Consider the following 24609-nt stretch of genomic DNA (forward strand, 5'->3'; position numbering starts at 1 on the left):
CCCTTTCAACACATCATCAACACCTAACATTCAACACCCAACAACAAACAACAAAAAAAAAGAGTCCTAAAGATTTCTCTTCAGGGCTCTCGTAAAAGAAGGCGGCTACCTACTCTCCCGCATTGCATTGCAGTACCATCGGCGCAAGCGGGCTTAACTTCTCTGTTCGGAATGGGAAGAGGTGGGACCCCGTCGCAATAACCACCTGATATAACTCTCAACTGACATGTCTTGTTTTCTTTGATATCATAGTTCGTTTTGTTTGTCACTCATCTTTTGATAACAAAGACTCGTCTGTCAGCCGTATAAGGTGACGTATTTCCACAAGCAAAACATATAGAACTGAACTTCTCTTTGGGAAGATTACACAGCTCAAAGTCTGAGTCACCGGTCCCCGCACTCCAATATCGGAGGCGGGAGACCCGAAGAAAGTTTCGGGCAATTAGTAGTGCTCGGCTTTGACGTCACCGTCTTTACACCTACACCCTATCAACGTCATCGTCTATGACGACCCTTATGAGGAGTTCTAATCTTGCGGCTGGCTTCGCACTTAGATGCTTTCAGCGCTTATCCAATCCAGACTCAGATACCCAGCGGTGCACCTGGCGGCACAACTGGTAAACCGGAGGTCTGTCCAACACGGTCCTCTCGTACTAGTGTCAGCACCACGCAAAACTCCAACGCCCACGATAGATAGAGACCGAACTGTCTCACGACGTTCTGAACCCAGCTCGCGTGCCACTTTAATGGGCGAACAGCCCAACCCTTGGGACCTTCTCCAGCCCCAGGATGTGACGAGCCGACATCGAGGTGCCAAACCACCCCGTCGATATGAGCTCTTGGGGGGGATCAGCCTGTTATCCCCGGAGTACCTTTTATCCTTTGAGCGACGGAGTTTCCATACACGTCCGCCGGATCACTATGCCCCAGTTTCCTGCCTGCTCGGCATGTCTGCCTCCCAGTCAAGCGCCCTTATGCCATTGCACTCTATAAGGTCGGTTACCAATCGACCCGAGGGCACCTTTGGAAGCCTCCGTTACGCTTTTGGAGGCGACCACCCCAGTCAAACTACCCACCAAGCAGTGTCCACGCTATCTGCGTGTTAGACCTCAGACAGCCAAAGGGCCGTATTTCAAGGATGGCTCCACGAATGCTGGCGCACCCGCTTCAAAGCCTCCGGCCTATCCTACACATCGGATGACCAAGGTCAATGCTAAGCTGTAGTAAAGGTTCACGGGGTCTTTTCGTCCCATCGCGGGTAATCGGCATCTTCACCGATACTACAATTTCACTGAGATCATGGTTGAGACAGCGTCCAGATCATTACACCATTCGTGCAGGTCGGAACTTACCCGACAAGGAATTTCGCTACCTTAGGACCGTTATAGTTACGGCCGCCGTTTACCGGGGCTTCAATTCAATGCTTCCCATTGCTGGTGACATCTCCTCTTAACCTTCCGGCACCGGGCAGGTGTCAGGCTGTATACCTCATCTTTCGAGTTTGCACAGCCCTGTGTTTTTGTTAAACAGTTGCCTGGACCTATTCTCTGCGCCTCATATTGCTATGAGGACCCCTTATCCCGAAGTTACGGGGTCAATTTGCCTAGTTCCTTAACCATGAATCTCTCAACGCCTTAGTATATTCTACCCGACCACGTGTGTCCGTTTGCGGTACGGGTCGTATGAACATTAAGTTTAGCGGATTTTCTCGGAAGTATGATTACCTGCACTCAACTCTTCCCGAAGGAAGTGTTGTACTTTCGTGGTTCAGCTCAAGTGGTGGATTTGCCTGCCACTCTCATAACCTACACACTTAAACGCCCTATTCCGTCAGGGCGCGGCAGTGTCACTGCTCCGTCTCCACATCACTGAACATACGAGTTGCGGAATATTAACCGCATCTGCCATCGCCTTCGCCGTTCGGCTGAGACTTAGGACCCGACTAACCCCGGGCTGATTGGCATCGCCCGGGAAACCTCGGTCTTTCGGCGAAAGGGAATCTCACCCTTTTTATCGTTACTTATACCTACATTTGCTTTTCCATAAACTCCAGGATCAGTTACCTTCACCATTCAACGTCGATGGAATGCTCCCCTACCGATACTTTTAATATACATTACTATCCCGCGCCTTCGGTATCTGACTTATACCCGATTATTATCCATGCCCAGACCCTCGACTAGTGAGCTGTTACGCACTCTTTGAATGAATGGCTGCTTCCAAGCCAACATCCTAGCTGTCACGGGGACCAGACTTCGTTAGACTAACTTAGACAGAATTTCGGGACCTTAGACGGCGGTCTGGATTCTTCTCCTCTCGGGGACGGACCTTAGCACCCGCCCCCTTACTGCACGATTGCTGTCCATAAGCATTCGGAGTTCGTCAGGTCTCGATAGGCGGTGAAGCCCTCTTGACCTATCGGTCGCTCTACCTCTTATGGAGATCATCGCACGCGGCACCTAAATGCCTTTCGGGGAGTACGAGCTATCTCCAAGTTTGATTGGCCTTTCACTCCTACACTCACCTCATCGGGAAGCTTTTCAACGCTTATCCGTGCGGTCCTCCATCCGGTGTTACCCGGACTTCAACCTGGGCAAGTGTAGATCACTTGGTTTCGCGTCTACCCCATCTGACTTGACGCCCTATTCAGGCTCGCTTTCACTGCGGATGCGCGTCTCATGACGCTTATCCTTGCCAGACATGGTAACTCGTAGGTTCATTATGCAAAAGGCACGCCGTCACTGCGCAAGCAGCTCCGACCGCTTGTAGGCGCATGGTTTCAGGAACTATTTCACTCTCCTAATAGGAGTGCTTTTCACCTTTCCTTCACAGTACTCGTTCACTATCGGTCTCACGGGAGTATTTAGCCTTACCGGATGGTCCCGGCGGATTCGCGCAGAATTTCACGTGTTCCGCGTTACTCAGGATACCACTACGTCTCGTCATGCTTCGGGTACGGGATTATCACCCTCTATGATTGTTCTTTCCAGAACATTCTCCTCACAATCTAAGTACGACAGCGTGGTCCTACAACCCCTGCTAAGCGTTGCCACAAAGCAGGTTTGGGCTGTTCCCCGTTCGCTCGCCACTACTAGGGGAATCATTATTTATTTTCTCTTCCTAAAGGTACTAAGATGTTTCAGTTCCCTTCGTTAGCCTCACTACATTTGTAGTGATAACAGGTCTTCAACCTGATGGGTTGTCCCATTCGGAAATCCTTGGATCAAAGGTTATTTGCACCTACCCAAGGCTTATCGCAGCTTATCACGTCCTTCATCGCCTCCGTGAGCCAAGGCATCCGCCATGCGCCCTTTCTTACTTTCTTCGCCTTCTCTGTAATTCCTTACAGAGAATGTAGCTCATACTTTCAGCTGTTGTGTGATTCTAAAAAATTTGAAGTTGAAAACTTCAATAATTAGAATGCTAATTCTTCCATTTAAAGAAAGAATAGTTCTACTTTACAGTCTTGCTTGTGTCAATATGTCAAAGATCTTGAGCTGTACCTTCTGTTATTCTGAGGCGATGCCTCAGAAGAGTGGACAGCGTGGTGGAGGGTAAGGACTTGAACCTTTATGTGAGCCTAAACTCTAACTCCTACATTTATATAATACAGAGTGCAGTGAGTACAAGAAGAAAAACGAACCAAGGTTCTATTTAACTTCTTATTTCTATTCTATTATTCTATTAACTTGTCAACTCGTCTACATGTAAACTTATTCACTTGTAAACGCGTTACTCGTCAAGTTGATAAACATTCTCTCCAGAAAGGAGGTGTTCCAGCCGCACCTTCCGGTACGGCTACCTTGTTACGACTTAGCCCCAATCACCAGTTTTGCCCTAGGCCGATCCTTGCGGTCACGGACTTCAGGCACCCCCGGCTTTCATGGCTTGACGGGCGGTGTGTACAAGGCCCGGGAACGTATTCACCGCGCCATGGCTGATGCGCGATTACTAGCGAATCCAGCTTCGTGGGGTCGGGTTGCAGACCCCAGTCCGAACTGGGACCGGCTTTCAAGATTAGATGCAATTTGCATTACACCGTCCCTCTGTACCGGTCATTGTAACACGTGTGTAGCCCCGGACGTAAGGGCCGTGCTGATTTGACGTCATCCCCACCTTCCTCACACCTTACGGTGGCAGTGTCTCCAGAGTGCCCAGCATGACCTGATGGCAACTGAAGAGAGGGGTTGCGCTCGTTATGGCACTTAAGCCGACACCTCACGGCACGAGCTGACGACAACCATGCAGCACCTTCACAGAGACCCCGAAGGGCGTCATTATCTCTAAATCCTTCCTCTGCAATTCAAGCCCGGGTAAGGTTCCTCGCGTATCATCGAATTAAACCACATGTTCCTCCGCTTGTGCGGGCCCCCGTCAATTCCTTTGAGTTTCACCGTTGCCGGCGTACTCCCCAGGTGGGATGCTTAATGCTTTCGCTTAGCCGCTGATACCAGGTACCAACAGCGGGCATCCATCGTTTACTGTGCGGACTACCAGGGTATCTAATCCTGTTTGATACCCGCACCTTCGAGCTTAAGCGTCAGTTGCGCTCCCGTCAGCTGCCTTCGCAATCGGAGTTCTTCGTCATATCTAAGCATTTCACCGCTACACGACGAATTCCGCCAACGTTGTGCGTACTCAAGGAAACCAGTATGCGCTGCAAGTCAGACGTTGAGCGTCTACATTTCACAACACACTTAATCTCCGGCCTACGCTCCCTTTAAACCCAATAAATCCGGATAACGCCTGGACCTTCCGTATTACCGCGGCTGCTGGCACGGAATTAGCCGGTCCTTATTCGTATGGTACCTGCAAACAATCACACGTGACTGACTTTATCCCCATACAAAAGCAGTTTACAACCCATAGGGCCGTCATCCTGCACGCTACTTGGCTGGTTCAGACTTACGTCCATTGACCAATATTCCTCACTGCTGCCTCCCGTAGGAGTTTGGACCGTGTCTCAGTTCCAATGTGGGGGACCTTCCTCTCAGAACCCCTACTGATCGTAGCCTTGGTGGGCCGTTACCCCGCCAACAAGCTAATCAGACGCATCCCCATCCATTACCGATAAATCTTTACTTCAAATCTGATGCCGTCATCGAAGACCATGCGGTATTAGTCTGCCTTTCGGCAGGTTATCCCACAGTAATGGGAAGGTTGGATACGCGTTACTCACCCGTGCGCCGGTCGACGTCCAAAGAGTGCAAGCACTCAATGCCGTTTCCCCTCGACTTGCATGTGTTAAGCCTGTAGCTAGCGTTCATCCTGAGCCAGGATCAAACTCTCCATTGTAAAATATGTATTGGTGATGAATGAGGGTGATAGGTGGTGATGAATACCACTACTCCCAAACACGTCACCGAGTAATCTCTGTTTCAGAACGCTTATCCTTAGAATTTAAGTTTAAAAAGCACCTTTTCGCTTGAACTTAAGTTTTGAGGCAGTGCCTCAAAAAACAAGAACAAGGAATTGATCGGTTCGTTTCTTTTACCCATCTATTTGATATAAAATCAAACAGACGCTTCTTGTACTACTTTCTCTGTTTATGTAAATCTTTTCAAAGAACTCTTTCTTTATCGCTTTAGTCAAAGCGCCAGGTGGCGGGTTTTGTAAAGCGAGTGCAAAGGTATAGAGAATTTCTTTTCCCACCAAATGTTTTCAAGAAAAACTTTCAAAAAAGTGCATTTTTCTTCATCATTCATCTTTTTAAAGCATCAAATAAGCCTATACACCTTATATAATATAGATATGCTTACAAAAGAAATAAATTTTTCTTATTGCTTATCACGTTCTCGAATCTCCACACGCCGAATCTTTCCCGAAATTGTTTTCGGCAATGCATCAACAAATTCTATAATACGCGGATACTTATATGGAGCCGTCACATGCTTTACATGGTTCTGCAATTCCTTTACCAACGAATCATCAGCCCTACCCTTCCATTCGTTAGCAAGAACAACAGTAGCCTTCACCACCATACCACGTATTTCATCAGCAACACCCGTTACGGCACATTCAACGACTGCGGGGTGAGTCATCAACGCACTCTCAACCTCAAAAGGACCAATGCGATAACCAGAACTCTTTATGACATCATCAGCACGACCAACGAACCAAAAATATCCGTCTTCATCACGCCATGCCAAGTCACCCGTGTGATAAAGATTATCATGCCAAACCTTTTCTGTCAACTCAGAATCACGATAATATCCTTTAAAAAGACCAATCGGTTTTCCAGCACTGGTATCTATGCATATTTCACCTTTCTCACCTTCTTCACATGGAGAGCCATCTGACTTCAAGAGTTTAATATCATACTGCGGATTCGGCTTACCCATACTACCAGGCTTTGGCTTAATCCAAGGGAAGGTACCCAAAGTCATTGTTGTTTCAGTTTGTCCAAATCCTTCCATCATCTTGATGCCCGTAAGTTCATAAAACTTCTGATAGACAACAGGCTCAAGAGCTTCTCCAGCTGTAGTACAATACTTAAGAGCAGAAAGGTCATATTGTGAGAAATCCTCTTGCAGCATAAACCGATAAATGGTGGGAGGAGCACAGAAAGAGGTAATATGATACCTCTCCATCATACGCATAATTTTCTCTGCCTTAAACTTCTCATGATCATACACGAAAACCGTTGCACCAGCAAACCACTGTCCATAGAGTTTTCCCCATACGGCCTTTCCCCATCCTGTATCAGCCACAGTAAGATGAATTCCACTATCATCAAGATTATGCCAAAAGACACCCGTTACCAGATGTCCCAACGCATAGAGATGGTCATGTGCCACCATCTTAGGCTCACCGCTGGTACCACTGGTAAAGTACATTAACAATGTATCTTCATTAACATTCACACACTCTGGACGAATAAAAGCAGGTGCTTTATCCACCTCAGCAAACCAATCGTGGAATCCTTCGGCAACAGGTTTATCCTTTTGTGCCAAAGAATTGACCGCAACGAGTATCTCTACTGTTGGACTTTTAGGCATAGCTTCCTTAACCTGCGTTGTTACATATTCATCATTGACACATATAATCGCCTTCACAGATGCACACTGATTTCGATAAACGATATCACTTGCCGTTAACATGTGAGTAGCAGGAATAGCCACAGCACCAATCTTACACAGTGCCATCATAGATACCCACCACTGATAATGACGCTTCAAAATAAGCATAACCTTATCACCACGTCCGATACCAAGACTAAGGAAATAGGCTGCAGCCTGATCGGTTTGTTCTTTAAATTCCGCATACGTAGCCCTCAGCTCCTCACCACGTTCACTGGTCCATAACAAAGCCAGCTTATTTGGCTCAATCTTCGCCCACTCATCCATGACATCATAAGCAAAGTTAAATGTCTCAGGAACTACGAAATGCAGATGTTCACGAAAATCTTCCTCTGAAGTAAAATGCGTTTGTGTTAAATATCTTTCTATCATCTTTATCCTTCTGAATTAACATAATCTATAGCTTTTGCTATATCACATAATAAACCTATTAAAAGACACACTCATCTTCTAAAACACACGATATTTCATCGTCCCCATTACCTTAGAGATATTGAATAAATTAAATACTAAAAAATAATAGCCAAGAAGCGCATTGGCACATTATCCAAAGCCCGCATACAATGAGGTTGATTCGCATCAAAATAAATACAATCACCTGGTTCTAAGATAAAACGCTTGTCGCCTAATCTAAGGTCCATACGCCCTTCCCAAACCATATTAAACTCCTGACCAGGATGAATATCCATATTCACAGGAGCATCTTCAGGCTTCGGTTCAACTGTCACAAGGAAAGGATCAGCCCTTCTACCACTGAATCCACTCGCTAAACTTTGATATTTATAAGCATACTTACGCTCAACACTCATTCCCTTTCCTTTTCTCGTAAGGAAATAAGAATTCATACGCGGTTCTTCACCAAACATTAAAGCATCTAACGAAATTCCATACTTATGGGAAACCTTATACAGCTTACTAACTGACAATTCGCTTTCACCTGTTTCCATCTTCAGATATTTCTCCTCAGAGATTCCACAAGTCTCAGCCATTTCTTGTACAGAAATGTCCAAAGCCTCACGTAAGCCTTTTAATCTTTCGCCTATTTGCTTAATCGCTTCTTCCATAATCCAACACTACTTTATCCTATGCAAAAGTAATAAATAAAATCATATCAGCAACAAAAAGTGACACATTTTCAGTATTATGCATATTAAATAAACAAATTTGTACACACATACAGATAGGTTGTGCATAAAACATCTTACCATAGAACCCAAAACAAACTTGCAATCTATTACTCAGAGAAGAAGATATCCACAAGACATTACACAAAAAAAGTTCTTCCGTTAAATATATATACGCTTGTTGTGTATAGAAGAGTTGAAAACTATTCCTTTCTAACATCTAAAAAACAGTTGGTAGTAATTTGAAAAATCATTACATAATTTCAAGAGAAGGTCCTATAAAAACAGTCCAAAACAAGCATAAAAAGAAAAAATGTAACTAACACAATATCAGATGGTTATAAATTCCTCTTAGAAAAGGAGCTTAATTGGACTCCAAAAGGGCGTTAGTAAGACCTCAGAAGGACATCTTTTACAAGCCAATTGGGCATCTTTTCGAAGCCAAAAGACCATGTATAGGTTTCAAGATGACGAAAATATTTTACATACCGTGGCAAACAAAGGAGTAAGTTAGGGTTCAGAAGGCGAGAAACATCGTTATGAATAGATATAAAACTCGCTTTATAAATCCTCTTGATAGAATTTATGAAACGAGCTTTTAAATGACTGACAAACTTTACTAACATAAGTATCCAGCAAGTAATCTTAAAGAGTTTCGTCTGTTCTTATCCAATCTCAGGAATTACATACGACAGTGCTTCCAACACTTGACCGCGTGTAGCACCCTCACGAAGTGCAATAAAGATCGTATCGTCACCCGCAATGGATCCTAATATATAAGGTGAATCAGAGTTATCTATATCGTATGCAAGTGCACTGGCATAACCTGGGCGTGTCTTAACAATAGCCAATTGTCCCGAAATATTCACTGAGACATAACCACTTCGTTGCATCATCTCTGTTGCCTTTCGTGGTGTCGTCACACGACGATACATTGTCTCATTTGGCAGAACATACACATACTTTCCGTTCATAGAAGCAGCCTTAGCCACTTTCAACTGTTTAAGGTCACGACTCAATGTTGCCTGGGTCAACTTGAATCCTTCTTTTTCTAAGACCTTTAACACTTCTTCCTGGGAACTAAGTTCCATACTTGAAATAAGCATTTTCAATGCTTCAAGTCTTCTGTTCTTTACCTTCATAACTGTATATATATTCTGATTTACTTGCAAAAGTATGCAATACCTTTCATATATACAAATAAACATACAACAAATAGTAAGAATTAGTATTATTATACTAAACTTTATGCACAGAAAAGATAGAAGATAAACAAGGATTTCCTACAAAACAGATTTTGTGAAATTAACAAAAAACAATCATCATATTTGCTCATCTCCAACCTTTACCGTATATTTGCAGCTAAATGGCATGGCATTTGTAGGACAAAATGACATAAAGCATTATGCGATAGGGTTGACAGATTGTCGACAAAGAAGAATAGAAATAAAAAGAAAACAAACAAAAGAAAGAATATGAATATGAATTTTGACAATTTTACAAACGTGACAAGTAGCCAGGAACGCGACTTAGAGATGTCACGTGCATTTCCATCATTGATGCGTAAGGTATATGTTTGGATGGCTATGGCTCTTGCCATTACTGGCGTAGTAGCTTATGGTGCAGGAAACTCTCCAGCCCTCATCCAGCTCCTTTACATGGGACGCGGACCACTGCTCGTTGCAGGATTGGTTGAAATAGGTATCGTTTGGTATCTCTCTTCACGTATCCAGAAGCTATCACTTGTTGCAGCAACAGTATGGTTTATCGCCTTTGCTGCCATCAACGGATTTACCTTAGGGTGGATTTTTGCTGCTTTCTCATCAGCTGCTATCACCAAAACTTTCTTTGTCACCGCAGGAACTTTCGGCGCAATGGCATTGATTGGTTCAACAACCAAGAAAGACTTAACAAAGATGGGTGGTATCCTCTTTATGGCACTGATTGGTCTTATTATCGCAGGATTGGTAAACATCTTCTTAAAAAGCACTATGTTCGACTTAATTGTTAGTGGCATAGGCGTTCTTGTTTTCACAGGTCTTACAGCTTGGGACGCACAGAAGATAAAGCAAAACCTGTTGATGGCTCCAGACGCAGGCGAGGGAGCACAGAAGGTTGCACTTCTTGGTTCATTGAGTCTTTATCTTGACTTTATCAACCTCTTCCTTTATCTCCTCCGTTTCCTCGGAAACAACCGAAACTAATAAAGGAAGATTCAAACAAGAAAGGACAATCCAATCGGGTTGTCCTTTCTTGTTGATGATTATTTCTACCTAATAAGATTTATGAGAATAGTTCTACCTTATAGAAGTTAACATCGTTTTTAACCCAAATAACACCCTTTCTAAGTACCTATAGTACAATGTTGAGTGCTTCGAACCATTGATGCTAAGCCTCAACACAACAACAAAAGATGATATATAAGATTACTTCTTGCCGTTCTAATTAATAGTAAGAGGGGACATTAAGAGGCTAATTATTAACAAGAGAAGAAATAATTAATGTTGATTATTTAGAAAATTATATATATATTTGCAAGTAAAAGTTATCATTAATTAAACAATTTCATATGAGAAAAAGTATCTACGGCGTATGTATGAGCGCCTTCCTCCTCTTAGGAACCTTGCCAATGAAGGCTCAGTTCAATATTGGTAAAGCTGCAGGAGGTGCCACAAAAGTTCTTAAAGCAGCCACATTAACAGATGCCGACATGGCAAAATACGTAAAAGAGTATGTTGCGTGGATGGATGAGCACAACCATGTTTGTGATGCCAAAAGTCCATACACTAAACGTCTTAACCGACTCACACAGGGACTGAATGAGGTTGAAGGTATTCCTTTGAACTTTAAAGTATATTATGTTACCGACGTAAACGCCTTTGCTTGCCCAGATGGTAGCGTACGTGTATTCTCTTCTTTGATGGACGTAATGACAGACGAAGAGTTGTTGGGTGTTATCGGTCATGAAATTGGTCACGTTGTGCACAAGGACTCTAAGAAAGGTTTCCGTACCGCATTGCTGACTTCTGCTTTGAAAGATGGGATCGCATCAACTAATGGAACTGCTGCTGCACTAAGCGAGACACAGCTTGGTAGCCTTGGAGAGTCACTCCTCAATGCCACCTACTCACAGAAGCAGGAGAGCAAGGCTGATGGTTATGGCTACGAATTCCTTAAGAAGAATGGTAAGAACCCTTGGGCTATTGCACTTTCTTTCGAGAAGTTGAAGAAACTCGAAGAGGATGCTGGGGTAAAGAAAGATAGCAAGTGGCAGCGTATGTTTTCATCACACCCTGACCTTGACAAGCGTATCAAGACTATGAGTAAGCGTGCAGAGAAGGATGGTTTTACTCGCCCAGAGAATAAGATGCCTGAGAAGATTGTATGCAAAGAGCCTACAACAACAAAACAGAAGTCTAACACTCAGACAAAAACTCGCAAACGTTCTGGCAACCACACTGTTGGCAAAAAGCCAGTAGGTAAGCACCCAGTAGATAAGCGTCCTGCTCATCACAAGAGATAACAAGAGTAGAGTCTCTCTGAATCCACGAACAAATAGACACAAAGTAGAGAGAGTATTAGATGCGTCATAGTCCTTACTATTGCCACACTGATACCCTCTCTCCTTTGCTTTCTTTCAAAAAAGACGTATTCTGTTAGTTTACTAAAATTGATTTTCAACAATATCGCTCAACACTTCTTTAATATCCAAGCCTGCTGCACGTACCTGTTGTGGGATAAAACTGGTGACTGTCATACCTGGAGTAGTATTGATTTCAAGCATATTGATTACGTCATTACCCTCCTTATCCTTTGAAATGATATAGTCGATACGAATGATACCATTAGCATGAAGGATATCATAGATACGACTTGTCTCAGCTGCAACACGCTTAGCGGTCTCATCCGACATACGGGCAGGTGTGATCTCCTCAACCTGACCATTATACTTAGCGTTATAGTCAAAGAACTCATTGCTTGTCACAACCTCTGTTGCTGGGAAAACCACAGCCTTATCTTTCGTCTTATAAACACCTTGAGAGATTTCCATACCATCCATGAAAGCCTCAATCATCACCTCGTCACTCTGCATAAAAGCAACACGAAGAGCTGGTGCAAGCTGGTCAATATTCTTCACTTTTGACACGCCAAAACTACTACCATCGGACGATGGCTTCACAAAACAAGGCATACCAAGTCGCTTTTCAATCTCAGCCTCATCATACTCTTCACCACGACGAAGCAGAATACTATCAGCAACCTTTATACCTAAACCACGAAGATAGTTATTAAGCACATATTTGTCAAACGTTAAGGCTTCAACAAGAACACCACTCGTAGAATAAGGCAAATGAATAAGGTCAAAGTAACCTTGCATCACACCGTTTTCACCAGGCTGACCATGGATAGTGATATAAGCATAATCAAACTCTACGCGCTCACCATTCATAACGAATGAAAAGTCATTCTTATCGATGGGAGCTAAACTACCACCAGGTAATTCGACATTCCAATCGATTCCCTTTACATCTACGATATATATATTGTAACGTTCCTTGTCAAAGAAAGAGTATAATCCCTGTCCTGAACGCATAGAAACATCATGTTCTGATGAGTCGCCACCACAGACGATAGCGATAGTACGCTTTGAATCCTTCATTGTGTCTTTTTATTTTTTACACCCACTCTTTCCTCTTTAAGAACAAACTACTTGGGGATGATTGGGCTATTATTATTTCTTATTTTTATCTGAATATATTTCTTTCTGACATTCTCACAACTTGTTAACAAACATCGTGTCAACTCGTTTACCAGTCCATTCGTCAGCTAACGACCTCATCCGCTTGTCCACTAACAAAACTTCTCCATTTTTCAATGAGTGCAGTTAAGTCAGCTGGCAGTCCGCTGGTGAAGTCCATTTGCTCACCCGTAACAGGATGCACAAAGCCTAATGTTCGTGCATGTAGTGCTTGACGATTGCAAAGTGCAAGACAATTACGAATAAAAGCTCTGTAAGAACCTGATCGCTGACCACGCAAGATCTCCATTCCACCATAACGCTCATCCCCAAACAATGGGTGACCAATATGTTTCATGTGTGCACGTATCTGATGCGTACGACCAGTTTCAAGAACACATTCTATGAGTGTTGTATAGCCGAAGCGTTCAATGACACGATAATGTGTAACAGCTGGTTTGCCTATCTCAGAGTCAGGAGGGAAGACCGTCATGCGCAATCTGTCTTTCGGATCACGCGCAATGTTCCCTTCGATGCGCCCTTCCTCTTCTGTCATGTTTCCCCAAACAAGGGCATTATAGCTTCGATGGGTTGTCTTATTGAAGAATTGCTTACCCAATGCTGTCTTTGCATCAGGTGTCTTCGCAATCACCAAGAGTCCACTCGTGTCCTTATCTATTCTATGCACCAACCCTACCTCTGGATCATTAGGATCAAAGGAAGGCATATCTTTCAAGTGCCAAGCAATGGCATTAATCAGTGTACCATGAAAGTTACCTGCTCCTGGATGTACAACAAGTCCCGCAGGCTTATTGACAACCATCAGAACATCGTCTTCATAGACAACATCTAAAGGTATATCCTCAGCTTCAATCGTATTATCATGCTTTGGACGATCGAGCATCAAGGTGATAACATCCTCTGGACGCACCTTATAGTTGCTCTTTACTGGTACGTTATTCACATGAATAAAACCCGCATCAGCAGCCTTCTGAATACGATTGCGACTGGAATGCTGCATTCGCTCAAAGAGGAACTTATCAATACGAACAGGTTCCTGACCTTTATCTACGATGACACGGAAGTGCTCATACAACTCACCTTCTCTCCCTTCATTAGACTCAGCAGGAAAGAAGTCGTCATTCAGCTCATCGTCGAATATCGTTTCTTCTTCTGTCATCATTGCGCGTTATTCTTTTGGTTTAACAGAAGAAGGATCAGCAGGCAAACCAGACTGCGAAGAAGGACCCGAGCTACCAGAGCCTGATTTTCCATGTCCATCTTTTATCTCATTGCCATTCTCGTCAACTGGAACTTCCACGTATTCCTCAACCTCATCGTATTTAGGCACCTTCTCTTCAACCTCTACTTCTTCATATTCAGGCTCTTTCAAACCCGATGTATCAGAAATCTGACGTGTACCATCGCCCACCTGCAATACAATCACAGCATCTGATGAAACTCTATCACCTGCATTCACATGCTTACCATTAACCAAGATACCATAAATCCAGTCTTTCTCACCTGGGATATATTCAGGCTCTCCCACTTTGAAACCCATAGAAAGCAACTGTGCTTGTGCTTCTCGAAGTGAGTTATTATCAATAATATCAGGGATAACAAGCGATGGAGCACTTGCCGCATTGATAGTTACATAAACCACGTGAGTAGACTTAATACGCTTACCTCCTACTGGCGACTGTTCAAGAATACAGTCAGCAGGAAGTTCCTTCACATATCCAGTATCCGTAACTTCTATCGTCAACCCGACCTTATCCATAATATCCACAGCCTCATCATACTGCTTATGAATAACATTCGGCACAACGATAGATTCACCGTGAAGCGTATAGTAGTCAAGTCCAAACCTAACTCCTATAGACAGTATCGCCAAGAGAATGACGATAGCCAGGATATTACCCCAGATATATGTACTGTTAAATTTATGGAAGAATTCTCTTGCTGTCATTCAACTTATTTACTTTTCTTCTGCCTTGTCAACCTGCTAACTCATTAACTCGTCAACTCCTAATATAAGCAATAACTTGTCAACCTGTTAACTTGTCAACCCATCAACTGAACATTATACTTGGCAAAGGTAGATAAAAAAACGGAAAGAAGCAAAGAATAGTCTCTACTTCTTTCCGTTTTCGCACTAATTCCCTCTAAGGGAAACAGCGTACTTTTTACTTTCCGTGATGTTCGTCAGAAACAGTTAACTTCTTACGACCCTTGGCACGACGAGCAGCCAATACACGACGACCGTTTTTTGTTGCCATTCTCTCGCGGAAACCGTGCTTGTTTACACGACGACGGTTGTGCGGCTGAAATGTTCTTTTCATTTTCTTATCCTATTTTATTGTTATTGTGCGAATTATAAGAGTGGCAAGACCAAACTTGCCATTATGGGTTGCAAAATTACTTAATCTTTTTGAATTAACCAAGAAAACATTGATTTTTACGCCTATTATTTATGTTTTTTTCCATATTTTCTGTAACTTTGCACCGCATTAGTGAGACATCAACGTATAAAAAATAATAAATTATATATTAACAGATTATGATTAATTCACAAGAAATCAAGATTGGAACATGTATTCGTCTTGATGGTAAAATTTGGACTTGCATCGACTTCCAGCACCGCAAGCCAGGCAAGGGAAACACCGTTATGATTACCAAGTTGAAGAATGTATCTGACGGCCGTGTGCTTGAGCGTACCTTTCAGGTTGGTTTCAAGCTTGAGGATGTACGCGTTGAGCGTCGTCCTTACCAGTACCTCTATGAGGATTCAACTGGCTATATCTTCATGAATCAGGAGACTTTCGAGCAGATTCCTATCTCTAAGCACCAGATTACTGGTTCTGACTACATGAAAGAAGGTGATGTTGTAGAGGTTGTTACAGACACTTCTGACGGCACAATCCTCCTCGCTGAGATGCCTGTTAAGACTACGCTGACTATTACACACAGTGAGCCAGGCGTAAAGGGTAACACTGCTACTAACGCAACAAAGCCTGCTACTCTTGAGACTGGTGCTGTTGTTCGCGTTCCTCTCTTCATCAACGAGGGTGAGGTTATCCAGATTGACACTCGTGACGGTAGCTACTTAGGTCGTGTAAACGGCTAAGTCCCGCCTGTCAACAGACAGACAATCATAAAACAGTATATAAATAGGATATGTCGGGCAACTGATATGTCCTATTTTTTATTCTTCCTATATATAGAGTGCTAAAGACTTTCTAAAGATAGAGAAGCTATTAAGTATCTTACAAGAATAGTTTTGTTTTAATTTGCTGTCACTTTTAACATTTCATTCAACCTTACTGTAAACTAACAAGTTAAGCAATGATTTTATGTGATAGCAGTGACAGCAAGATTTGATTTAACAGAAGACTTCACCAACAGTACATATTAGGTAGAGCATATAAAGAGCATTCAATTATCACAGAGATAAACATTTGAACAGATTAATAAACCTATACAAAATGGAAGACTATAACCTACGCCTTGACACAGAAGTTTTCCCTAAATGGAGAGCAGAACTTAAAGAAAAGGAAGAAGCCCCTTTATTTAACACTAATGGAGAACCAATCTTCACATGTGATGGGATTATGTGGAAAAATGATGTTTCAAAAAAGGAACTATACAATAGCTGGGAGAAATCTAATAGACGTATTCTATTCTTACTAAAAGACCAACCATCAAAAACAAATGATGACACTCGTTTCTGGCTTAAGGATATGCAAGAAGACTCTGAAGACAAACGTAAACTAAAAAGCAAGAACCGCAATTTAGAAATTCAATTCCTATGCCGTATAGCTAATCTACATTGGGGGCTTTCTAAGGTAAACGGAGATAAGAATGAACAGTGGTGGCTTTCAGAAATAAAGATGCATTTTGATAAACAGAAAGAGTTTTTCAATACACAACCTTTTGCTTTTGTTGAATGTAAAAAACAACCTGGTAGTACCAAATTAGAAACAAAGGTACTGAAACATCACCTTCACACTTACGGACATCTTCTAAAGAAAGAAATTGAAATACTCAAACCTAACATCATTGTTTGCACTAATTCTGAAATATATGCTACGGGCAGAGGAATGTATCCAACCGATGAGATTCACGAGTTTGATGGACATAAAAGTTTATGTGTACATTTTAATGAAGAGGTAAAAACCACTACCGTTATTCTATGCTCTTATCACCCCAGTGCCAGACATAGCGAAGAAAACAACTATGAGGGAGTCATGTACCACTACAGAGAATTTGTAAAATCAAAGTATTTTGACTACTTAAAACCTCTGTCTGTATAATAAATTATAACAAAACGAATCATTCCTACTTTCTCTACAACAACATGTATGTGCCTCTATCAAGAGTTAATTCACATTATTAATATGGTATCCTAACTACCTAACAACTGTTTCCTCAATAACAGGAGAACAACGAACACGTATTATTTTCATGAACAAAAAGAATTATTTTCACGACAAGAAATATTTTTCTTCATGAAAAGAAATATTTTTTTTCATGAAAATAATTCGAAACTTGCTTATGAACCAACCCGCCATACCTACTAAACAACAAGCCAACAAACACTAATCTTCAACACAAATAACGCCCCATTCCATGTTACTCCTAATCTTTTGTTCTTCTGTTACTATGTCTTAACACGTCCCCTATTACTCTGTTACCATGTCTTAAATTACCCTGTCTCCCCTACTACTTCAAATTTCTTAATTCAAAATTCACGTATATGCTACTTTTACATTACCTTTGCGGATATGGAAAGTATGAACCTTGGGGCAGATGTAAAGCCCATTAACTATACTATCAACGTACGAGGGCAGCTCCTTGACTTGAGCCAACCGCTCGTTATGGGTATCATGAACGTGACACCAGACTCTTTCTTTGCTGATAGTCGTGTACAGACGGAGGAGGCTATCCGCCAACGTGCGCATGAAATAGTGGCAGAAGGTGCGAAGATTATTGACGTTGGAGCTTGCTCTACCCGTCCCGGCAGCGAAGCTATCAGCGCAGAAGAAGAGATGCGTAGATTAGCTTTTGCTCTCCCAATTATCCGAGATGCCGAGCCTGAAGCTATCATCTCTATTGATACCTTCCACGCTTCAATTGCCAGACGCACGGTTGAAGAGTTCGGAGCCGACATCATCAATGATGTTGAAGAAGGCAAAGACCCCAACATGTTCCCTACTGTCGCCGAATTAGGTACACCTTATATATTAATGTCAACAGCTGCCAACCTGCACGATATGCTTATCAACTTCTCACGTGAAGTGCAAGAGCTACGTGCCTTAGGACAGAAAGACATTATTCTCGACCCCGGCTTTGGCTTTGGAAAGGGTGCTGTAGAAGGCAACTATACATTAATGAGTGTAATGGAGCGATTGCAAGTAATGGATCTTCCCTTACTCGTTGGCATCAGCCGTAAACGTATGATTCATCAACTTTTAGGCATAACAGCAGCCGAGAGTCTTAACGGCACAACCGTTCTGAACACTATTGCCCTAATGAAAGGAGCTAACATTCTTCGTGTTCACGACGTTCGTCCTGCCGTTGAAGCTGTAAAAATTGTCGAAACAATGCGCCAGAATGCGGAACAATAAGAAGGATTTAACATATTAATTATAAACCAATAGACAACCCACATTTCCCCCACCATTAGCATTCAAGACCTCCGCTTTATGAGAGGAAACAATGGTGATAAGGGTAGTAACTTTGCTATTATGTTTTTCCCATTTGGAATAAAAGATGTAATCGACATCGTGCTGGTAGCACTGATGCTCTACTATATCTACCGATTGATGAAGGAGTCACGCTCGCTGAACGTCTTTATCGGTATTATGGTGTTCGTTATCACATGGCTCATCGTGAGCCAAGTGTTGGAGATGCGCCTCTTAGGTAGCATCATGGACAAACTTGTTTCAGTGGGAGTCATCGGTCTCATCGTCCTTTTCCAAGAAGACATACGCCACTTCCTTTATAGTCTTGGCGCACATCGAAAAGTAAACAACATCATGAAGTTGTTTAGAAAGAAGGGAGATAAAGAAGAAGTTGACAAGGAGACTATCATGCCTATTGTTATGGCATGTATGAGTATGAGTCGTGGAAAAGTGGGCGCACTGATTGTTATTGAACGTGGTGTGATGCTGGAGGATATCGTTGAAACAGGCGATTTGATTGATGCTCGTATTGATCAACGTCTTATTGAAAATATCTTCTTCAAGAATTCTCCACTCCATGATGGCGCAATGGTAATATCGAAACGCCGTATCAAGGCAGCCGGCTGTATTCTTCCAGTGAGCCACAAGCAGGATATTCCTAAGGAACTTGGCTTGCGCCATCGTGCAGCTATGGGAATCTCGCAGGACTCTGACGCATTGGCTATCATCGTGTCAGAAGAGACGGGTCGTATCAGTGTTGCCCTACGTGGTGAGTTCCAGCTCCGCCTTTCTGCTGAGCAGTTGGAAAGCATCCTTACTAAAGAGATGGGGAATGGGTGTTAGGTGATGGGTGATAGGTGTTGATAATTTGCAAGGATATCAATATTCAAACACGCAAAATTTTTGTAAACATGTTCCCTCCAATGCGCCAAACTTTCTCAAACATGTTCCCCGAGATGCGCCAAACTTTTACACATCATCAATACCTAACATCCATCACACATCATCAACATCCTTCACCTAAAACACATCATCAACACCTAACACCCATCACCCAACTCAATTCAGCATCAAATTCATCTCAAGTTTATCATCCTTAAAGATGTAATCAGTTAATTCCGCGATCGTTAACACTTGCGTGCCAGGCAATGGCAGATTGGTTTTTATAACATGCCCATGCTTGATTTGGAAATAACTATTATTCTCTGGAATATCTGAGTCATTATAAACACGGATATTCTCTGTCCGTTCTGGATGACGTCTTGCATAGAGCTGCAAAGCCTTTTCAGCATTGATGACACGTATCATTGCTGGAACATCTTTCGTTTCTCTACGATTTTTGGAATCAATAGCTAACGAGATACGAAAATCTTCTTTGATAACCTCGAAGCCCTCTTCATCGTGCAGAAGTACGCAATCTCTTGTGCGTTGCCAGCTATCAAAGGTTACGAAATCCATCTTATCAACATCTTCTGGAGCTGGTGTACAAGTAATGTTACACATATAACCACAACGCCCATACCAATCATAAAGCCATTCCTCAGCAGGTATTAGCGTGGCAAACACCACGTCTTTATAGTAAAGACGGAAGTGAGCCTGTGACATCAAATTGTTACCCATATTCTGCTTGCGGTACGCTTCCTTGACACTCACACCACTGATATAAGCCGTTTGCACCTCTTCAGTATAATACTTCAACGTATAAGGAAGTGTCTGAAGAGCCGCTACAACATGCCGATCTATCTGACAGATGACATTATACTCTGGTTTAAAGACACGTGAGAAGTAAAGTTGAACGAAGGGTTCAACGTCATGGAAGGTGTCACGCCATAAAGCTATGGTTTCTTCTTTTATCCTCCCCTGCGCTTCTTCCTGTGCCAAAGGATATTTCTCCATAACCACACTCTTTTCCAAAAGGATGTCAGGCTTATAGGAAAGTTTCGCATAACGTAGACCTTCTAAACCAAGGTCTTCCTCACGATTCATATACTCATATTGCTCTGGAAGATGCTGTGCAAACTCCTGATTGATAATAGAGAATGCTCCTTCGTAAGCAGTATCAGCCTTTTCTACACATACATCAAACACCTTATTCGTAATAGGACCACCGAAGGTGAAAGCTATCAACTTTCCATCCACCCATATCGTTCCTCCGAGTGCACCAATCTCATCCCATAAGTCAAAGACACGTGTCATAGAGCGTAGCTCTTCAGAGAGTTCTTCCGTCTCTTCGGTATCCTCTTTCGTGACCGCCCTCCAGTTTTCTTCTACCGCAATACATTCGGGAATCATGTCCTTAGTAAGGGTACGATATTCATAGTTTGGATAGCTCTTACGGAACTTGTTACAATGATTTCGTTTACCTTGAAGCTTCTTTCCAGACAATGTCGCTAACTTTTCACGCGTATAAAGATAATCAAAGTGGTCACGATCAGGCTTGACATAGAAAGTATCAGGGAAAGTTCTCTCTAAGATATTAGCCATGTAAGAACAAACGCCAAGCATTAGAAAGGGGTGTCCCAATGTGATTGCATCATCTCTCATCTGACGGACAACAGCAGCAAACCGCTCCTGCATAGCCTCATCCCATTTACATTTCCACACAGGAGCCATGTAAGCAAGATGATGTCCTGTATAAAAACGAAAGACCAAAAAACCATCAACTTCAGCTATTTGCGTATTATATAAGAAACGCCACGAAATGATGTTGGCAAAACTTAAATCACAATTCATACGGTCGCCACACAACGTATAGCTTTGTATCAAGTCACGGTCAGTTGTCTTGACATCATGAAATTTAATCATACTAATATTTGCTTTGTTTAGAATACAAAGATATACAGAAAACATTAGACATCCAAAAACAAGGTTGTTTTTATTGTAACTTCTAAAAATCAAAAGCAAATAATCCTTATACAAAATTTCAGCACAAAGAGATAAATGGTATTTATTTTGAGCAAGCAGGGCTACTTATCCTACAAAGACAGCCTACATAGGATATTACAACTTTCTTCTAACAATAAGCTACAGCCTTATTAATGATATATTGCAATACATTTAGACCTTACTTCAATTGTTGTTAACCATCAACACCATCGGTGTTAACCATCCGCACATCTTGTGCAGAGCACCCACACCACATGTGCTACGCAATGACAGGACAGAGAAAAATGGTAGAAAAGGCGCAGCTTTATCACTAAAATAGATAGAAGAAACTAACGCCTTAAATCTACTGAAAATGCTCGTTGATGCCCATAAAATTGTTTTATAAGAGAAAACAATCATTATGTTTGGAATTACAACTTTATTTTGCTATCTTTGCATAGCAAAAACGAAAATTATAATAATTATATTTTAAAAGACATATATGGACTTATTAGAGCAAATCGTTGCACGTGCGAAAGCCGACAAGCAGCGTATCGTGCTCCCCGAGGCAGAAGAGGAGCGTACCCTAAGGGCAGCTGACAGAGTATTAGCTGACGACATCGCCAATCTGATCCTCATTGGAAACCCAGCCAACATCCATAAGCTTGCCACAGAATGGGGGCTTAAGAACATTGACAAGGCTACCATTGTTGACCCAGAGAATAACCCACAGAGCGAAGAATATGCCGAGAAATTGGCTGAATTACGCCAGAAGAAAGGTATGACCTTAGAGCAAGCTCGCGAACTGGTTACCAAGAACAATCTTTACCTTGGTTGCATGATTATTAAGACAGGAGGTGCTGACGGACAGATTTCTGGCGCCCTCTCTACAACTGGTGACACGCTTCGTCCTGCTTTGCAGATTATTAAGTGTGCACCAGGTATCAGCTGTGTGAGTGGTGCTATGCTGATTCTTACACATGAGGAGCAGTATGGTGAGAACGGTATTGTCGTTATGGGCGACGTTGCTGTTACTCCAAACCCAACTGCTGACCAATTGGCACAGATTGCATATACCACTGCAGAGACAGCAAAGAGTGTTGCAGGCTTCCAGAATCCATACGTAGCTATGCTGAGCTTCTCAACAAAGGGCTCTGCACAGGATGCTAAGGACCGTGAGACTGGTAAGAGTGTTTATATCATTGATAAGGTAGTTGAGGCTACAAAGATTGCCAAGGAGAAGTTCCCTGAACTGAAGGTTGATGGCGAGTTGCAAGCTGATGCTGCATTGGTTCCAGCCGTTGCAGCTAAGAAGGCACCAGGTTCTAACATCGCAGGTAAGGCAAACGTGCTTGTTGTTCCTAACCTTGAGGTAGGCAACATTGGCTATAAACTGATTGAGCGACTCGGTGGTGCAAAGGCTATCGGTCCAATCCTTCAAGGTATTGCACGTCCTGTAAACGACCTCTCTCGTGGTTGCTGCGTTGACGACATCTATTATATGGTTGCCATTACAGCGTGTCAAGCACAAGATGCTAAGAAACATTTGTAGAATCAGAAATGATGATTTAGGAGTTCTAACAGTGTCTTAGAAATTCTTAAAGATGATGAAGCCCTAATTAAGTAACACCTATATCATCCTTCTAAAATAATAATTCTTTATATGAAGATATTAGTTTTAAACTGCGGTAGTAGTTCCATTAAGTACAAGTTGTACGATATGGCAGATGAGTCAGTGTTGGCTCAGGGTGGTGTTGAGCGCATCGGACTCGATGAGGCATTCATCAAAGTGAAACTTGACAATGGTGAGAAGAGACAGATTATGGCTGACCTTCCTACCCACAAGGAAGGTGTAGCACTCGTATTCAAGGTGCTTCTCGACCCAGAAATTGGTGCATTGAAGAGCCTTGACGAGATTGATGCCGTTGGTCACCGTATCGTGCAAGGTGGCGACCTCTTTGAGAAAAGCTGCATCGTGACGAAGAAGGTAGAAGAAGGCATTGAGAGTCTTATCGACCTTGCACCTGTTCATAATGCTGGCCACCTGCGTGGTTTGCGTGCTGTTGATGCTCTGATGCCTAACACTCCACAGGTAACAGTGTTTGACAATGCGTTCCATAGCACAATGCCTGACTACGCTTATCTCTACGCCGTACCTTACGATTTCTATAAGAAGTACCACGTTCGCCGCTATGGTTTCCACGGAACAAGTCATCGTTACGTGTCACATCGTGTCTGCGAGATGCTTGGCGTTGACATTAAGACACAGAAAATCATCACTTGTCACATTGGTAACGGTGCATCAATGGCTGCCATTAAGAATGGTAAGGTTATCGATACCTCTATGGGACTGACTCCATTAGCAGGATTGATGATGGGCTCACGTTCTGGTGATATTGACCCTTCTGCCGTTACTTACTTGATGGAGAAACTCGGAAAGAAGCCACAAGAGATGGCAGACTTCCTTAACAAGGAGTCTGGAGTACTTGGTATTACAGGTATCAGCTCTGACATGCGCGACATTGAGAACGCTGACAACGCAGGTGATAAGATGGCTCATTTAGCACTGGAGATGTACACCTATCGTATTAAGAAGTACATTGGTGCTTACGCTGCAGCAATGAATGGTGTTGACATCATCGTTTGGACAGCCGGTGTTGGTGAGAATCAGACAGGTCTTCGTTGGGATGCTTGCAAGGATATGGATTATCTCGGCATAAAACTCGACAAGGAACGCAATATGTGTCGTGGTGTTGAGCAAGTTCTCTCTACCGATGACTCAAAGGTTAAGGTTGTGCTTGTTCCAACTGACGAGGAGATTGTTATTGCACGTGACACAGAAGAACTTGTTAAGAACTTGAAGAAGTAATAAAACAGATATAGGTGTTATAGGCTATTTTATATTATCATAAAATACCTAATAACGCCTATAATTGTATGCTAACGTAGGGAACTGGCAATAAAACCTCCTAAAAATGCGAAAGGTAGTTGTCTCACGACAACCACCTTTCTTTTGACTAAACTTAATCTACAAACCTGAGTTTTAATTTTATATTATGAATGCCTTAATTTACACTTTGGGCTAAAGCCTCTATTATCTTATCTCGGTAATGAATGAT

General features: G+C 42.6%; 16 protein-coding genes and 3 rRNA genes. 8 read left to right on the top strand and 11 right to left on the bottom strand.

Going from position 1 to position 24609, the window contains the following annotated elements; all coding sequences use genetic code 11:
• Positions 1–96 precede the first annotated feature (96 nt).
• The 6 genes from rrf to J5A56_RS05975 all read right to left on the bottom strand — a co-directional run bounded on the left by rrf (position 97) and on the right by J5A56_RS05975 (position 9345).
• Positions 97–209, bottom strand: a 5S ribosomal RNA gene (gene rrf / locus J5A56_RS05950).
• Between the two features lie 214 nt (positions 210–423).
• Positions 424–3325: ribosomal RNA gene (locus tag J5A56_RS05955) — 23S ribosomal RNA — on the bottom strand.
• 439 nt (positions 3326–3764) lie between these two features.
• Positions 3765–5295 (bottom strand): 16S ribosomal RNA (locus J5A56_RS05960).
• Together the 16S, 23S and 5S rRNA genes form the textbook arrangement of a ribosomal RNA operon.
• A 482-nt stretch (positions 5296–5777) precedes the next feature.
• Complete coding sequence (locus J5A56_RS05965) at positions 5778–7451, bottom strand: AMP-binding protein (protein ID WP_021672200.1); 1674 nt, start codon at positions 7449–7451, stop codon at positions 5778–5780.
• A 137-nt stretch (positions 7452–7588) separates the two neighbouring features.
• Entirely contained in the window at positions 7589–8143 is a 555-nt protein-coding gene (locus tag J5A56_RS05970; protein WP_021672201.1) for a helix-turn-helix domain-containing protein, read from the bottom strand.
• Positions 8144–8868: 725 nt separating this feature from the next.
• Positions 8869–9345: an arginine repressor gene (locus J5A56_RS05975; protein WP_036920033.1), complete on the bottom strand. Its 477-nt coding sequence runs from the start codon at positions 9343–9345 to the stop codon at positions 8869–8871.
• A gap of 333 nt (positions 9346–9678) precedes the next feature.
• On the opposite strand from J5A56_RS05975, the gene J5A56_RS05980 reads away from it, so the two are divergent.
• Both J5A56_RS05980 and J5A56_RS05985 read left to right on the top strand, forming a co-directional pair.
• A complete protein-coding gene (locus J5A56_RS05980; RefSeq protein WP_081691295.1) occupies positions 9679–10407 on the top strand; it encodes a Bax inhibitor-1/YccA family protein in 729 nt (242 codons plus the stop codon).
• Positions 10408–10772: 365 nt separating this feature from the next.
• On the top strand, positions 10773–11726 hold the full coding sequence (locus J5A56_RS05985; protein WP_036920035.1) for a M48 family metallopeptidase: 954 nt from the start codon (positions 10773–10775) through the stop codon (positions 11724–11726).
• Positions 11727–11867: 141 nt separating this feature from the next.
• Here the strand turns inward: J5A56_RS05985 and J5A56_RS05990 are convergent, their stop codons facing one another.
• The 4 genes from J5A56_RS05990 to rpmH form a co-directional block, all read right to left on the bottom strand.
• Positions 11868–12863: a D-alanine--D-alanine ligase gene (locus tag J5A56_RS05990; RefSeq protein WP_021672206.1), complete on the bottom strand. Its 996-nt coding sequence runs from the start codon at positions 12861–12863 to the stop codon at positions 11868–11870.
• 163 nt (positions 12864–13026) lie between these two features.
• The gene (locus J5A56_RS05995) at positions 13027–14124 is read right to left on the bottom strand and encodes an RluA family pseudouridine synthase (RefSeq protein WP_021672208.1); all 1098 of its coding nucleotides are present in this window, start codon (positions 14122–14124) and stop codon (positions 13027–13029) included.
• A 6-nt stretch (positions 14125–14130) separates the two neighbouring features.
• A complete protein-coding gene (locus tag J5A56_RS06000) occupies positions 14131–14910 on the bottom strand; it encodes a PASTA domain-containing protein (protein ID WP_021672209.1) in 780 nt (259 codons plus the stop codon).
• A gap of 217 nt (positions 14911–15127) precedes the next feature.
• Complete coding sequence (gene rpmH / locus J5A56_RS06005) at positions 15128–15283, bottom strand: 50S ribosomal protein L34 (protein WP_004361653.1); 156 nt, start codon at positions 15281–15283, stop codon at positions 15128–15130.
• A gap of 218 nt (positions 15284–15501) precedes the next feature.
• Between rpmH and efp the strand changes: the two genes are divergently transcribed.
• The 4 genes from efp (at position 15502) to cdaA (ending at position 19468) form a co-directional block, all read left to right on the top strand.
• Complete coding sequence (efp, locus tag J5A56_RS06010; RefSeq protein ID WP_021672210.1) at positions 15502–16068, top strand: elongation factor P; 567 nt, start codon at positions 15502–15504, stop codon at positions 16066–16068.
• Between the two features lie 358 nt (positions 16069–16426).
• On the top strand, positions 16427–17254 hold the full coding sequence (locus J5A56_RS06015; protein ID WP_021672211.1) for a hypothetical protein: 828 nt from the start codon (positions 16427–16429) through the stop codon (positions 17252–17254).
• 471 nt (positions 17255–17725) lie between these two features.
• Entirely contained in the window at positions 17726–18568 is an 843-nt protein-coding gene (folP, locus tag J5A56_RS06020) for a dihydropteroate synthase (protein WP_021672212.1), read from the top strand.
• A 120-nt stretch (positions 18569–18688) separates the two neighbouring features.
• A complete protein-coding gene (cdaA, locus tag J5A56_RS06025; RefSeq protein WP_036920052.1) occupies positions 18689–19468 on the top strand; it encodes a diadenylate cyclase CdaA in 780 nt (259 codons plus the stop codon).
• 216 nt (positions 19469–19684) lie between these two features.
• Here cdaA and J5A56_RS06030 read toward each other — a convergent pair whose 3' ends face one another.
• Entirely contained in the window at positions 19685–21430 is a 1746-nt protein-coding gene (locus tag J5A56_RS06030; RefSeq protein ID WP_036920037.1) for a GNAT family N-acetyltransferase, read from the bottom strand.
• A gap of 562 nt (positions 21431–21992) precedes the next feature.
• Here J5A56_RS06030 and pta point away from each other — a divergent pair.
• Together pta and J5A56_RS06040 are read left to right on the top strand one after the other, a co-directional pair.
• Positions 21993–23042, top strand: a complete 1050-nt coding sequence (gene pta / locus J5A56_RS06035) for a phosphate acetyltransferase (RefSeq protein WP_021672215.1) — start codon at positions 21993–21995, stop codon at positions 23040–23042.
• Between the two features lie 111 nt (positions 23043–23153).
• Entirely contained in the window at positions 23154–24359 is a 1206-nt protein-coding gene (locus J5A56_RS06040) for an acetate kinase (protein ID WP_021672216.1), read from the top strand.
• The last annotated feature ends 250 nt before the right edge of the window (positions 24360–24609 follow it).

It is taken from the genome of Prevotella melaninogenica, assembly GCF_018128065.1.
Classification (GTDB): Bacteria; Bacteroidota; Bacteroidia; order Bacteroidales; family Bacteroidaceae; genus Prevotella.

What these genes read in the sequence shown, in the direction of transcription:
- J5A56_RS05985 (WP_036920035.1), top strand. Translation starts at nt 10,773, where the DNA reads ATGAGAAAAAGTATCTACGGCGTATGTATGAGCGCCTTCCTCCTCTTA.
- J5A56_RS06030 (WP_036920037.1), bottom strand. Translation starts at nt 21,430, where the DNA reads ATGATTAAATTTCATGATGTCAAGACAACTGACCGTGACTTGATACAA.
- J5A56_RS05980 (WP_081691295.1), top strand. Translation starts at nt 9,679, where the DNA reads ATGAATATGAATTTTGACAATTTTACAAACGTGACAAGTAGCCAGGAA.
- J5A56_RS05965 (WP_021672200.1), bottom strand. Translation starts at nt 7,451, where the DNA reads ATGATAGAAAGATATTTAACACAAACGCATTTTACTTCAGAGGAAGAT.
- folP (WP_021672212.1), top strand. Translation starts at nt 17,726, where the DNA reads ATGGAAAGTATGAACCTTGGGGCAGATGTAAAGCCCATTAACTATACT.
- J5A56_RS05990 (WP_021672206.1), bottom strand. Translation starts at nt 12,863, where the DNA reads ATGAAGGATTCAAAGCGTACTATCGCTATCGTCTGTGGTGGCGACTCA.
- pta (WP_021672215.1), top strand. Translation starts at nt 21,993, where the DNA reads ATGGACTTATTAGAGCAAATCGTTGCACGTGCGAAAGCCGACAAGCAG.
- J5A56_RS05995 (WP_021672208.1), bottom strand. Translation starts at nt 14,124, where the DNA reads ATGATGACAGAAGAAGAAACGATATTCGACGATGAGCTGAATGACGAC.
- J5A56_RS06000 (WP_021672209.1), bottom strand. Translation starts at nt 14,910, where the DNA reads ATGACAGCAAGAGAATTCTTCCATAAATTTAACAGTACATATATCTGG.
- efp (WP_021672210.1), top strand. Translation starts at nt 15,502, where the DNA reads ATGATTAATTCACAAGAAATCAAGATTGGAACATGTATTCGTCTTGAT.
- cdaA (WP_036920052.1), top strand. Translation starts at nt 18,689, where the DNA reads ATGTTTTTCCCATTTGGAATAAAAGATGTAATCGACATCGTGCTGGTA.
- J5A56_RS06015 (WP_021672211.1), top strand. Translation starts at nt 16,427, where the DNA reads ATGGAAGACTATAACCTACGCCTTGACACAGAAGTTTTCCCTAAATGG.
- J5A56_RS05975 (WP_036920033.1), bottom strand. Translation starts at nt 9,345, where the DNA reads ATGAAGGTAAAGAACAGAAGACTTGAAGCATTGAAAATGCTTATTTCA.
- J5A56_RS06040 (WP_021672216.1), top strand. Translation starts at nt 23,154, where the DNA reads ATGAAGATATTAGTTTTAAACTGCGGTAGTAGTTCCATTAAGTACAAG.
- rpmH (WP_004361653.1), bottom strand. Translation starts at nt 15,283, where the DNA reads ATGAAAAGAACATTTCAGCCGCACAACCGTCGTCGTGTAAACAAGCAC.
- J5A56_RS05970 (WP_021672201.1), bottom strand. Translation starts at nt 8,143, where the DNA reads ATGGAAGAAGCGATTAAGCAAATAGGCGAAAGATTAAAAGGCTTACGT.